Source organism: Elizabethkingia miricola, from assembly GCF_001675285.1.
GTDB lineage: Bacteria > Bacteroidota > Bacteroidia > Flavobacteriales > Weeksellaceae > Elizabethkingia > Elizabethkingia miricola.
This window is the reverse complement of the sequence record NZ_LSGQ01000029.1, coordinates 42,874-55,492: the sequence shown is the minus strand read 5'-3', so window position 1 is coordinate 55,492 and position 12,619 is coordinate 42,874. Positions and strand designations below refer to the sequence as shown.

Below are 12,619 nucleotides of genomic sequence, written 5' to 3'. Positions count from 1 at the left end.
TATAAAACAATCAACTACAAAGCAAATATTCAAATTTGTCTTAAAATTATTTTCACATACTGCAAATAATTTTATTTATTTTTTATAAGCAAAATAAATAAAAAACATTAAAAATATAAAGTTTTTAGAATGATTATAAATTATAAAAACAAAGATATTTTCACTACTTTAAGATATAAATACAAATAAAAAAGCCCCAAACTAAGTTTGAGGCTTCATTATTTTTATGTATAAATTACATATAAGCTTCGATTGGTGTACATGTACAAATTAAATTTCTGTCACCATAAGCTTCATCAATTCTGGAAACTGTAGCAAAGAATTTATTGTCTCTCACCCATTCTAATGGATATGCTGCTTTTTCTCTTGCATATGGCTTGTCCCATGCATCAGAAATAACAAGCTCCATTGTGTGTGGTGCATTTTTCAGTACATTATTTTCAGCATCTGCAACTCCCTCTGCAATCTCATCAATCTCTTTTCTGATAGAGATTAATGCTTCTGCAAAACGATCGATCTCAGCTTTACTCTCACTCTCAGTAGGCTCTATCATTAAAGTACCTGCTACCGGGAATGAAACTGTAGGCGCATGGAATCCGTAATCCATAAGACGTTTCGCAATATCAGCAACTTCAATCCCTAAAGACTTGAACTGTCTGAAATCTACGATACATTCGTGAGCTACTCTGTCGTTCTGATTACTGTAAAGGATTGGATAATGCTCCTTTAAAATATTTTTAAGGTAGTTTGCATTAAGAATTGCATGCTCTGTAGCTTTTCTAAGTCCATGAGCTCCTAACATTTTGATATATGCATAAGATATATTCAAAATTAAAGAAGAGCCATAAGGCGCTGCAGAAATTGCATCAATTGCTTTCTCTCCTCCTGTTTTAATATTAGGATTAGAAGGAAGGAATGGCACTAAGTGTTCAGCCACACAGATTGGACCAACACCAGGACCTCCACCTCCGTGAGGAATAGCAAATGTTTTATGTAAGTTCAAGTGGCAAACGTCTGCACCAATGTTTCCTGGACTTGTAAATCCTACCTGAGCATTCATGTTTGCACCGTCCATATATACCTGACCTCCATTGTCATGAATAAGTTGTGTAATCTCTTTTACGTTTACATCAAAGAATCCATAAGTAGACGGATATGTAATCATAATTGCAGATAAATTCTCTTTATTCTGCTCTACTTTTAGTTTTAGATCTTCGAAATCAATTTCTCCATTTTCAAGATTTTTCACTACTACAACCTTCATACCTGCCATAGCTGCAGATGCAGGGTTAGTACCATGAGCAGACTGAGGAATTACAACTACATTTCTGTGGAAATCTCCTCTGGATCTGTGATATTCGCGGATAACCATTAATCCTGCATATTCACCCTGAGCTCCTGAATTTGGCTGAAGTGAAGTAGCTGCGAATCCTGTAATCTCAGCAAGATCTCTTTCCAACTCTTCAATTAACTGTTGATATCCTAAAGCTTGTCCTTTCGGTACAAATGGATGAACAGATCCCCATTCGCTCCATGAAAGCGGAAGCATTTCTGCCGCTGCATTCAACTTCATTGTACAAGATCCTAAAGAAATCATAGAATGCGTTAAAGAAAGGTCTTTTCTTTCTAATTTTTTGATATAACGCATTAATGCTGTTTCTGTATGATAGCTATTGAAAACCTCATCCTTAAGCACTTCATGCTTTCTTACCAAGTTCTCAGGAATAGAACACTCTTCTTTGATTTCAATTACAAATGTCTCAGCACCTTTGAATTTTGCTAATTCATCTACTAATGCTTGTAATTTAACCAAAGTAGATGTTTCGTTTAATGAAGCACTTACAAACTCAGGTGTAAAGTAGTTCAGGTTAATTCCTGCTTCTTCTAACTGAGTTTTTAATTTATGTTTATCTTCTTCAGATAATTTAAATTTAACTGTATCAAAAATAGGGTGTTTTACAACCTCATATCCTAATTTCTCTAAAGCTCCACGTAAAGTATTTGCTTTGTAGTGTACCTGATTAGCTATAAATTCTAATCCTTTTGGTCCGTGATAAACAGCATACATACCTGCCATTACAGCTAGTAAAACCTGCGCTGTACAAATGTTAGATGTCGCTCTTTCACGCTTAATATGTTGCTCTCTTGTTTGTAAAGCCATTCTTAATGCAGGCTTACCATACATATCCTGAGAAACACCAATAATTCTTCCCGGAATATCTCTCTTATAATCCTCTTTACAAGTAAAGAAAGCTGCATGAGGACCTCCGTATCCCATAGGAACACCAAAACGCTGAGATGTACCAACAGCACAATCTGCACCCATTTCAGCTGGAGATTTCAATTTAACCAAAGCCAGCGGATCACAAGCAACAGCAACCTGTATAGCAAGAGTTTTGTATGTAGAAATAAGATCTGTATAATCTACAACCACCCCGTTTTTACCAGGATACTGAAGTAATGCACCGTAGAATGTATTATCTAATTGCATTGTCTCATGATTTCCTATCACGATCTCAATATCTAATCCTGAAGCTTTAGTTGTAAGAACCGCAATAGTTTGTGGCATTACAAGATCCGAAACAAAGAATTTGTTTACACCTTCTTTCTTCTGTTCTTTTGTTCTGTTTGCAAAGAACATGTGCATTGCTTCTGCTGCAGCTGTACTTTCATCTAACAAAGATGCATTGGACAATGGCAATCCTGTTAGTTCAGCCATTACAGTCTGATAGTTAAGAAGCGCCTCAAGACGTCCCTGTGCTATCTCAGCCTGATATGGCGTATATGCTGTATACCAACCTGGATTTTCAAAAATATTTCTCTGAATAGCCGGTGGTAAAATAGTATCATGGTATCCGTAACCGATATAGTTATCGAATTGTGCATTCTGGCTCGCCAGAGCTTTGGAATGCTGCAACATTTCGTATTCTGAAAGTGCCGGAGAAATATCCAGATCTTTGTTTAAACGAATCTGCTGCGGAATTGTTTGTGAAATTAGTTCTTCAACACTCCCTACACCAATTTTTTGTAACATTTCGGATTTGTCTTTTTCGCTCATGCTAATATGGCGATTGACAAACTGTTGTGTGTTCATATAACTTTTATTAGATTTTTCAGAAATTTTGGAGTGTAAATTTACAAATTTTTAAAGGATATTCAATGCATAAAATTCAGCTTATGCATTCCCGTTTTCACAGTACAATTAGTGATATTTATCAGGTTTATAACACCAGCCTACTGGAAGCTTTCACCACTTTTTCTGCTTCATTATTATCATTTCGTAATTAAAGATTACATTTGCTTTTTATACAGTCTATGAAAAACGCTATGATCGAAAAACTTTCTTCTTTTATTTCCAACTTATTTAATCCTGTATTTTCGTTTTTATTCTTTCTTTTATATTACGCCTTCAATACGATGGAAAATGGAGAAGCATGGTTATTTATAGGGAAGGCTGTCCTCATTTTTGCAGTTCCTATATTAGGATATATCTATTATAATGTAAAGAAAGGAAAGTTTACGAACATGGATGTTTCCAACAGAAAACAAAGAAACAGTCTTTACTACTATATCATCGCTTTATTACTGTTATTTATTGTAGTAAACCTTATTACAGACAAGGCCATACCTGCTGCCTTTTATTACCTTACAGGACTCTTGTGCGTAATGATGCTGAGTAATTTCTGGATCAAAAGCTCTATGCATACGGCACTTAATTTCTTTGTCGCGGCGCTTTTTTATCAACTTTCACCAACTTTAGGATTTATCTGGGCCGGACTTACTGTAATCATTGCTATCACGCGTCTTATCTTGAAAAGACATACGCTTAGCGAGGTATTTTCAGGTGCTGTTATCGGAATAATCTTTTCCATAGCTTTTGTTTATTGGAATTAATCCCTACTTTTGGGTAAAATAATTTTTATGAAGAGCCTTACTCCGGCAGAGGAAACGCTAATGCATGCGTTATGGACAATAGAAAGAGGGTTTCTTAAGGATATTATGGAAGCATATCCGGAGCCTAGACCACATCACAATACAGTAGCAACAGTATTGAAAATATTGGTTGAAAAAGGATTTTTGAAAGTAAAACCTTTTGGCAGACTTCACCGTTACGAAGTAAAAGTTTCTAAGGAACAATACTATCAACAGCTGCTAAGATTGTTTATAGAAGAATATTACCATGCATCTCCTGAACTTTTATTAGCTGAGATGATCAGATTAGAGCTTTTAACCGATCAGCATCTAAAACCTTATACCACAAGTGTTATTGCTGAGCCTATTGCTATAAAAGAGGAAGAATCTAAAAAAGCAAAACCTGAGAAAGAAAAGAAAAAGAAGAAAGAGAAATCTAAAAAGAAAAAAGCTGAAAAGAAATCAGTAGAATAACTTTCTTTCTACAAAAGGATATAAAAACACCCTGAATTTTTAAAATTCAGGGTGTTTTTTATTATTACAAAACAAAAGTTACAGTGTTTTTAAAATAAAAAAACCGGAAGATTGCTCTTCCGGTCACGACACGACAATTGTCGTCTTTTACTAGTATCTATTATTATTAAATGATCTTCTAGGTTTTTCTTCTTTAGGTCTAGCTTCAGAAACGTTAAGGTTTTTACCTTGAAATAAAGCTCCGTTTAAAGATTCAATAGCTGTGTTAGCTTCGTCATTGTTTGGCATTTCAACAAAACCAAAACCACGAGAACGACCAGTCTCTCTGTCCATGATAATTTTAGCAGACTGAATAGCACCATATGAAGCAAAAAGTTCTTCTAATTGAGATTCCTTAACTGAATAGTTAATGTTTGAAATAAAAATGTTCATTATAAAAAATTAAAATTGTTGATAAAATATGATTTAAAGTAATCAAAAAACGTAATGAACATCCTATTGATTTCTGTTAAATAATGTAGGCAAGGTACAACAATTTTATCGAATATTGTACGTTTCTTCCAAAATATCAAAATATTGTTTTAAAATATTTTCTTTAGAAAATCTATTTTCCATGGAATACCTTATTAATTCAGGGGATTTGTCACTATACAGTGATTCCAAAATTTGTTTCGCAAAGCTTTCATGTTTCTCAATATTTAACATTTCTCCGTTCACTTTTGGCTGAATAATTTCCGAAAGACCGTTTAATTTACTATCTGCTAAAACATAAGTACCACAACATCCGGCTTCCAATAATGTATTTACTGAGTCATCACATTTAGATGAAAGGATAAATAAATCTGAATATTTGACACAGGCATAAGAATTACTCATTGTACTATGAAAAATCACATTATCCAGATTCAGATTATTTTTTGCCTGCTGAATTTTTTCTTTACTTATTTCATCTGTTAATATATGGAGTCTCACCTTTTCATTTTCAAGATGCTTAAATACCTGCAACAAATGCTCGAATCCTTCTGTAGATGATGAATCTCCCATTGTAACAATATTCTTGTATTCATCGTCAAAAAAATGAGGCTTCCGGACATCAGAGAATTTATGATCCATCTGATCAAAATCTACAGAATTATGAATTTTCGTTAGTTTACGGGGCTCAATTTTAAAAGTCTGAATAAGATCGTTACGTGTATCCTCAGAGGGTATAATAATTTTATCATAATTATTATAAAATCTGTAGAAAAAACGCAGACTCCTCCTGAACAATTGCCTGGAGAACCCTTCAGTCATTTTTGTAATAAACTTGGTATGCGGAAAGAAGTAAGAAAAGTATGCAAAATAAACATTCAGTTCTTTTGCATTACAGAAAACAATGTCCGGATTTCGTTTTTTAATCTGTCTCAGAATAACAGTTAAAGAATTTCTGATCTTTCCTACCTGCAGATCAATAACCTCTACATACTCCCGAAGTGTATTCAGGTTATAATAATGTTTTCCTTTATTTAGTAATAGAACAGAGGGACGAAAGACATCTCTTGGTAAATATTTCAACAGCATTGAAACAGTATATTCCTCCTGATCTGGTCTGAGATCAGGAAGAATAAACATAATTTCAATAAGTTTCATTTTTCCTGCTTTTTAGTTCGCTACATCGCTAATAAATTTTATACGCAGCATTCGGATTTCCTCGTCGGAAAGTTCGTCAGAAAATTCAGTACATAAAGTCTTCATACTATCGCTCTCAGACTCCATCATAAATTCCATAAACCCTTCTACGATATCCTCATCAAAATTCTCATCGATATAATAATCGATATTTAGTTTCGTTCCCTGATAAACGATACTCTCCATTTCGGAAAGCAGTTCGTCCATTGTCAGATTTTTAGCTTTAGCAATATCTTCCAAATCAATTTTCTTATCCGTATTCTGAATAATAAAAACTTTATGACTGGATTTATTTGCTACCTGCTTTAGTACCATATCGTCCGGACGGTCGATATCGTTTTCCTCTACATATTTTTTTATAAAATCCGCAAATTCCTTTCCGAATTTCTTAGCTTTTCCTTCTCCTACTCCGTATATCTTAGAAATCTCATCTATACTAATAGGATATTGTACTGTCATATCCTCCAAACTTGGATCCTGGAATACCGTATATGGCGGAATATTATTTTTCTGCGCTACTTTTTTTCTTACCTCTTTTAGTAAGCTGAACAATTTATCGTCCAGTCCTCGCGCTGTATTTCCTAATGTAACTTCAGAAGATATTTTAGCAGTTTCTGCCAGATTATAGACTCTGTCTTCTGCTATTTCAAACTTCGATTTCAGCTTACCATCAATACAATCCAAGCCTTTTTTCGTAAGCTTTAGTACACCGTAGGTTTCAATATCTTTTAATAAAAAATCCTGAACTACAGCCTGTCGGATAATAGATTTCCAGTAGTTATCTTCTTTATCTTTACCGCTTCCAAAATGATGATTATTTTCAAGTTTATACGACTTGGTTACGGCATTTTCTTTACCTGCAATTACAGCGACCAGATCTTTTGCTCTGAATTTCTGTCCCAGATCATTTACCAAACTTAGAATTTTCGTCAAATCCTTACTTGCATCTTTTAATACAGGTGGATTTACTGAATTATCACACATCTTGGCACCAGCTCCGTTTACCGGATCAAACTTTTCACCAAAATAATACAATAGATACTGGCGGCGGCTCATGGATGTTTCAACATAGCCCACTACTTCATTAAGCAATTGTAGTCCAATCTCTCTTTCCGAAACCGGTTTCTGAGCCAAAAACTTTTCAAGCTTTTCAATATCCTTCGGATCGTAGAAAGCAATACAATGTCCTTCTCCACCATCTCTTCCGGCACGCCCTGTTTCCTGATAATAACTTTCTAAGCTTTTGGGTATATCGTAATGAATTACAAATCTTACATCCGGTTTGTCAATTCCCATTCCGAATGCTATAGTTGCTACAATAACATCTACTTCTTCCATCAGAAATTTATCCTGATTGGTAACACGTGTTTTGGCATCTAAACCAGCATGGTATGGTAATGCATTAAGACCGTTTACCTGAAGCAGCTGTGCAAATTCTTCTACTTTTCTTCTGCTGAGACAGTAAACAATCCCTGATTTACCATTTTGGGCTTTAATAAATTTAACAATCTCTTTATCGATGTTTACTTTTGGACGTACTTCATAAAATAAGTTGGGTCTGTTGAATGATTCTTTATATACAAGAGCATTCGTCATACCAAGTGTTTTCTGAATATCATCCTGAACTTTCGGAGTTGCTGTAGCCGTTAGTGCAATAACAGGAACATCCGCAATTTTATCGATAATACTTTTTAAATTTCTGTATTCCGGACGGAAATCATGTCCCCATTCTGAAATACAGTGCGCCTCGTCTATTGCAAAGAACGAAATAGGAACTTCTTTAAAGAAATCTATATATTCCTCTTTAATCAACGATTCCGGAGCTACATAAAGCAGCTTTGTCCTTCCGTTCCGGATATCATCCATCACGGTTTTCGTTTGAGTTTTGTTCAACGAAGAATTAAGAACGTGTGCTACTCCCTCTTCAGAAGAAAGCCCGTTAACCGCATCTACCTGATTTTTCATTAGTGCTATTAGTGGTGAAACCACAATAGCTGTTCCCTCGCTCATTAATGCCGGCAACTGGTAGCATAATGATTTACCTCCACCTGTTGGCATCAGAACAAAGACATCACTTCCTTCTAAAAGTGAAGATATAATCTGTTCCTGATACCCTTTGAATGTTGTAAAGCCAAAATACTTTTTCAATGACTCCGCTATGTTCGCAGATTTTGTATTCATCCTTTGATTTAAGTTTACTAAATTTGCATCTTATCAAAGATAATGAAATTAATATAACAAAGCAATATCTACATTGAAAACCGAAGAAATTCTAAGCCTTGCTCGAAAGACCTTTTCCATAGAGATTCAGGAGCTGGAAAAGACAAAAAATTCACTAAATGAAAATTTTATTCAGGCTGTTGAAAAAATTTATGAAACCAAAGGCAAGCTTGTCGTTGTAGGCATTGGCAAAAGCGCTCACGTTGCCAACAAGATAGTGGCAACTCTGAATTCCACAGGCACTCCTACTCAGTTTCTGCATGCTGCCGAAGCAATACATGGAGACCTTGGTTTACTGGCGAAAGAAGATGTTGTTTTATGCATATCAAATTCCGGAAATTCTCCCGAAATTGCATCCTTGGCTCCTTTCCTGAAAAACTATTCTTCATGCCTTATTGGTATGACTGGAAATCTAAGCAGTAAGCTAGCCGAATCTTCAGATATTATCATTAGCTCTGCCGTTGAGCAGGAAGCCTGTCCTAATCAGCTGGCTCCGACCAGCAGTACCACTGTTCAGATGGCTTTAGGAGATGCTTTGGCAATCTGCCTGATGGAGCTAAGAGACTTTAAGGATACTGATTTTGCAAAATACCACCCTGGCGGATCATTGGGTAAAAACCTGACAGCTACAGTTGCTCAGTTCCTTTCAGACAACAAGCCTGAAGTACATGAGAGCGCCAATATCCGGGAAATCATTATTTCTATCAGTGCTTCTAAACACGGAATTACAGTGGTTACCAGCGGAAATGATATAATTGGTGTAATTACAGATGGAGATTTGCGCAGAATGTTGATGCAGAATGAAGATGTCTCTGGTATTACAGCTCAGCAAATTATGAGCAAAAACCCTAAAACTATTGACAAAAACTCTCTGGCAAAAAATGCCATGGAAATTTTAAAATCCAACAATATTGGTCAACTTGTCGTAACAGAAAACGGAACATATTCCGGAATTATCGACATTCATAAATTATTAGACGAAGGTATTATTTAAACCATGAGCGAAACTAAAGAAAAAGAGATGTCCTTTTTAGGACATATTGGCGAATTAAGAGGGCATTTAATACGTTCCATCCTGGCTATTGCTATTGGTGGTTTCGCTATTGGATTCAATATTAACTGGGTTATGGATCATATTTTATTCGGTCCAACAAAACCAGATTTTTTAACCTTTAAAGTGGTTAACCATTTTTCACAAATGATATTCGGACATGATACAATTGATCTACCGGAAAAATTCCCAATTCAGGTAAGGAGATTATTTGAACAGTTCAATGTAATGATGGCCGTTTCTATTGTTGGAGGTATTATGATTGCATTCCCTTATATTGTATGGGAATTGTGGAAATTCATCAGTCCGGGTCTACATGAAAACGAAAGAAAAAATTCAATTTTTGTAATCAACAGTACATGGTTAATGTTCATGCTGGGGGCACTTAGCGGATATTTTCTGGTTATGCCTTTTGTAATCAACTTTGGTTATTTCTTTCATATTTCAGACACAATTCGGGTAGACATTGACCTTTCCAGTTATATTACTATTTTCTTGCAGGTAGTTTTAGGGATGGCGGTTATTTTCCTTTTCCCTATTGTTGTATATATGCTTACATCCATCGGAATTCTTACGCCTAAATTTTTAACTACATACAGAAGACATGCAATTGTGGTTATTATGGTTGTTGCAGCTATTATTACACCTGCAGACGTATTGAGTATGATGGCAGCAGCTTTACCTCTGCTTGTACTATATGAAATAAGTATATTTATGTCCAGACTCATGGAAAAGAGAATGAAGAAAAGGACAAAAAATAAAGAAACCCCGGAAACCAATCTGCCTAAGATAGAAAACTAAACATCTCACATCACTATGAAAAAAATTATAATCTCTGCACTTCTGTTATCAGGAGTTCTCGGGTATTCTCAAAATAAGAATGCTTTTGGAGAAAAAGAACATGTGTTTACAAAACAAGATTCTCTGTTCGGATCTAATACAAAATACAGAGATTTTTGGGATGTAAAAAAATATGATATTGAAGCTGAGCCTAATTTCGTACAAAAAAGCGTAAAAGGCAGTAACAGAATTAGCTTCAGTATTACAAAAGATGTAAATAATCCTACATTTCAGATAGATATTCAGCAACCTATGAAGGTTTCTAATGTAATGAGTGATTTTGAAATCACCTCTCAGAAAAGAGACGGAAATTTCCTATTCGTTCAGGCTAAAGGAAGCTTTAAAAAGGGTGATGATCACTTTATCAGCATGGATTTCGAAGGAAATCCCATTGTTGCTAAAAGAGCACCATGGGATGGAGGCTGGGTTTTCACTAAGGACGCCTCCGGAAAGCCATGGATGACCACAGCTACCGAAGGTATTGGTACAAGCGTATGGCTGCCTGTAAAAGACTATTGGGGAGACGAACCGGACAATGGTGTAACTTTCACCGTTATAAGCCCTGAGGATCTTACAGGTGTATCTAACGGGCGCCTTATAGAACAAAGAACTGAGAATGGTAAAAATGTTTCGGTTTGGGAAGTTAAAAACCCAATTAACGATTACAGCATTACGCCGTATGTTGGAAATTATGTACACTTCGGGGACAGTTTTGATGGCGAAAAAGGAAAGTTATCTTTAGATTATTATGTAATCAAAGAGAATCTGGATAAGGCTAAAAAGCAATTTGAGCAGGTAAAACCTATGCTGAAAGCTTTTGAGCACTGGTTTGGTCCTTATCCTTTCTATGAAGATGGCTACAAACTTGTTGAAACGCCTCACCTTGGAATGGAACACCAGAGTGCTGTAGCCTATGGAAACAAATATCAAAACGGATATTTGGGAAGGGATCTTTCTGGTACAGGAGTCGGATTAAAGTTTGACTTTATTATTATCCATGAAAGTGGACACGAATGGTTTGCAAATAATATTACAGCACAGGATACAGCTGATATGTGGGTACACGAAAGTTTCACATGCTATTCGGAGACTCTTTATTCGGATTTTGTATTCGGTAAAGAAGACGGAAACAAATACCTTATCGGTCAGAGGCACAACATCCAGAACGATGAACCAATTATTCCGGCTTACGGCGTGAGAGCACATGGCAGTGGAGATATGTATTATAAAGGGGCGAGTATGCTTCATACAATCCGCCAGGTGATTAATGATGATGAAAAATTCCGTCAGATCCTCAGAGGTTTAGGAAAAGAATTTTATCACCAAACCGTTACTGGAAAGCAGGTACAGGATTATATCAATCAAAAATCCGGTATAGATTTCTCAACAGTGTTTAGTCAGTATCTTACGACTACCAATATTCCGAAACTGGAATATAAACAGGATGGTAAAAAATTATCTTTCAGGTGGGTAAATACTGTAAAAGATTTTAAATTACCTGTTCGTTTAAAGAATTCCAAAATTGTTATAACGCCTTCTGAGGAATGGAAAACAGTAAAGTTAAAGGATAAAAACCCTGTAGAATGGGATACAAATTATTACATTGACTATACCCTTATACAATAGAAAAAACACTCCATATGGAGTGTTTTTTTTATATATTATTCATTATAAAAAGTTATTTTTCATATTTTTACACTCAGGAATATAATTTAGAATAATAAGAATATGGCAAGAAAAGTAGTAGACGGTCCAATAAGAAATAAGGAAAAAACAAAACAAAAATTATTAAATGCTGTTGGAAAAATTCTGGCAACAAAGGGATATTCTGAATTAAAAGTTTCCAAGATTGCAACCGTTGCAGGACTGGATAAAAAACTAATCTATTCTTATTTTGGAAGTACAGACAAGCTTATTGATGAGTATATAAAATCACAGGACTTCTGGGCTAATGTAGATGATCAGGAAATCATGACTTCCGGCTTCTCGGATGGCGGACAGGAAATCACAACCAACATGATCCTTCAGCAATATGAAACTTTAGCCAAAAATAAAGAGTATCAAAAAGTTATCTTATGGGGTATCTCAGAAACCAGACCATCTCTGAGAAAGCTTGCAGACGACAGAGAAGCTGTAGGAAATCCTTTGTTAGATCAGGTTATAGATCCTCTGTTTAAAGAAAAATCTAAAGAATACAGAGCTATATTAGCAATGCTTGTGGCAGGTGCCTACTATCTTAATTTGCATTTTACTGTAAATGGTTCTACTTTCTGTGGACTTGATTTTAATAAAGAAGAAGATGCTAAGATTCTAAAAGATGCTATTGCCACTATTATAGATGATCAGTATAAAAAACTGGATAAAAAATAAAAATTCAGAGCTTTTTTAAATTTTAATTCAAAAAAGTGTTAGGCTTCGACAGGCTCAGCCTGACAATTCTAAAAAGAAGATATT

10 protein-coding genes are annotated in these 12,619 nt (G+C 35.2%); 6 read left to right on the top strand and 4 right to left on the bottom strand.

Annotated features, from left to right (window positions below):
- Nucleotides 1-235: 235 nt before the first annotated feature.
- Nucleotides 236-3,094 carry an aminomethyl-transferring glycine dehydrogenase gene (gcvP, locus tag ATE49_RS14070; RefSeq protein WP_065082686.1) on the bottom strand — a complete coding sequence of 953 codons (2,859 nt, stop codon included), beginning with the start codon at nucleotides 3,092-3,094 and terminating at the stop codon, nucleotides 236-238.
- 233 nt (nucleotides 3,095-3,327) lie between these two features.
- Between gcvP and ATE49_RS14065 the strand changes: the two genes are divergently transcribed.
- Nucleotides 3,328-3,894 (top strand): phosphatase PAP2 family protein, encoded by a 567-nt coding sequence (locus ATE49_RS14065; RefSeq protein ID WP_065082755.1) that lies wholly within the window; start codon nucleotides 3,328-3,330, stop codon nucleotides 3,892-3,894.
- A 27-nt stretch (nucleotides 3,895-3,921) separates the two neighbouring features.
- Nucleotides 3,922-4,386, top strand: coding sequence for a BlaI/MecI/CopY family transcriptional regulator (locus tag ATE49_RS14060; RefSeq protein ID WP_065082754.1), 465 nt, complete (start codon nucleotides 3,922-3,924; stop codon nucleotides 4,384-4,386).
- A gap of 150 nt (nucleotides 4,387-4,536) precedes the next feature.
- Here the strand turns inward: ATE49_RS14060 and ATE49_RS14055 are convergent, their stop codons facing one another.
- From ATE49_RS14055 to recQ, 3 genes are all read right to left on the bottom strand, one after another.
- Nucleotides 4,537-4,818 (bottom strand): RNA recognition motif domain-containing protein, encoded by a 282-nt coding sequence (locus ATE49_RS14055; protein ID WP_009085940.1) that lies wholly within the window; start codon nucleotides 4,816-4,818, stop codon nucleotides 4,537-4,539.
- A gap of 105 nt (nucleotides 4,819-4,923) precedes the next feature.
- Nucleotides 4,924-6,015, bottom strand: coding sequence for a glycosyltransferase (locus ATE49_RS14050; protein ID WP_065082685.1), 1,092 nt, complete (start codon nucleotides 6,013-6,015; stop codon nucleotides 4,924-4,926).
- A 12-nt stretch (nucleotides 6,016-6,027) separates the two neighbouring features.
- Nucleotides 6,028-8,235, bottom strand: a complete 2,208-nt coding sequence (gene recQ, locus ATE49_RS14045) for a DNA helicase RecQ (protein WP_059156324.1) — start codon at nucleotides 8,233-8,235, stop codon at nucleotides 6,028-6,030.
- Nucleotides 8,236-8,308: 73 nt separating this feature from the next.
- On the opposite strand from recQ, the gene ATE49_RS14040 reads away from it, so the two are divergent.
- From ATE49_RS14040 to ATE49_RS14025, 4 genes are all read left to right on the top strand, one after another.
- Nucleotides 8,309-9,268, top strand: coding sequence for a KpsF/GutQ family sugar-phosphate isomerase (locus ATE49_RS14040; RefSeq protein WP_065082684.1), 960 nt, complete (start codon nucleotides 8,309-8,311; stop codon nucleotides 9,266-9,268).
- A gap of 3 nt (nucleotides 9,269-9,271) precedes the next feature.
- Complete coding sequence (gene tatC / locus ATE49_RS14035) at nucleotides 9,272-10,126, top strand: twin-arginine translocase subunit TatC (RefSeq protein WP_065082683.1); 855 nt, start codon at nucleotides 9,272-9,274, stop codon at nucleotides 10,124-10,126.
- Nucleotides 10,127-10,141: 15 nt separating this feature from the next.
- Nucleotides 10,142-11,791, top strand: a complete 1,650-nt coding sequence (locus tag ATE49_RS14030) for a M1 family metallopeptidase (protein WP_065082682.1) — start codon at nucleotides 10,142-10,144, stop codon at nucleotides 11,789-11,791.
- A gap of 102 nt (nucleotides 11,792-11,893) precedes the next feature.
- Nucleotides 11,894-12,535: a TetR/AcrR family transcriptional regulator gene (locus ATE49_RS14025; protein WP_065082681.1), complete on the top strand. Its 642-nt coding sequence runs from the start codon at nucleotides 11,894-11,896 to the stop codon at nucleotides 12,533-12,535.
- Nucleotides 12,536-12,619 lie beyond the last annotated feature (84 nt).

Excerpts from the sequence above, each read along its gene's own strand:
- gcvP (WP_065082686.1), bottom strand. The coding sequence starts at position 3,094 with ATGAACACACAACAGTTTGTCAATCGCCATATTAGCATGAGCGAAAAA.
- ATE49_RS14065 (WP_065082755.1), top strand. The coding sequence starts at position 3,328 with ATGATCGAAAAACTTTCTTCTTTTATTTCCAACTTATTTAATCCTGTA.
- ATE49_RS14060 (WP_065082754.1), top strand. The coding sequence starts at position 3,922 with ATGAAGAGCCTTACTCCGGCAGAGGAAACGCTAATGCATGCGTTATGG.
- ATE49_RS14055 (WP_009085940.1), bottom strand. The coding sequence starts at position 4,818 with ATGAACATTTTTATTTCAAACATTAACTATTCAGTTAAGGAATCTCAA.
- ATE49_RS14050 (WP_065082685.1), bottom strand. The coding sequence starts at position 6,015 with ATGAAACTTATTGAAATTATGTTTATTCTTCCTGATCTCAGACCAGAT.
- recQ (WP_059156324.1), bottom strand. The coding sequence starts at position 8,235 with ATGAATACAAAATCTGCGAACATAGCGGAGTCATTGAAAAAGTATTTT.
- tatC (WP_065082683.1), top strand. The coding sequence starts at position 9,272 with ATGAGCGAAACTAAAGAAAAAGAGATGTCCTTTTTAGGACATATTGGC.
- ATE49_RS14030 (WP_065082682.1), top strand. The coding sequence starts at position 10,142 with ATGAAAAAAATTATAATCTCTGCACTTCTGTTATCAGGAGTTCTCGGG.
- ATE49_RS14025 (WP_065082681.1), top strand. The coding sequence starts at position 11,894 with ATGGCAAGAAAAGTAGTAGACGGTCCAATAAGAAATAAGGAAAAAACA.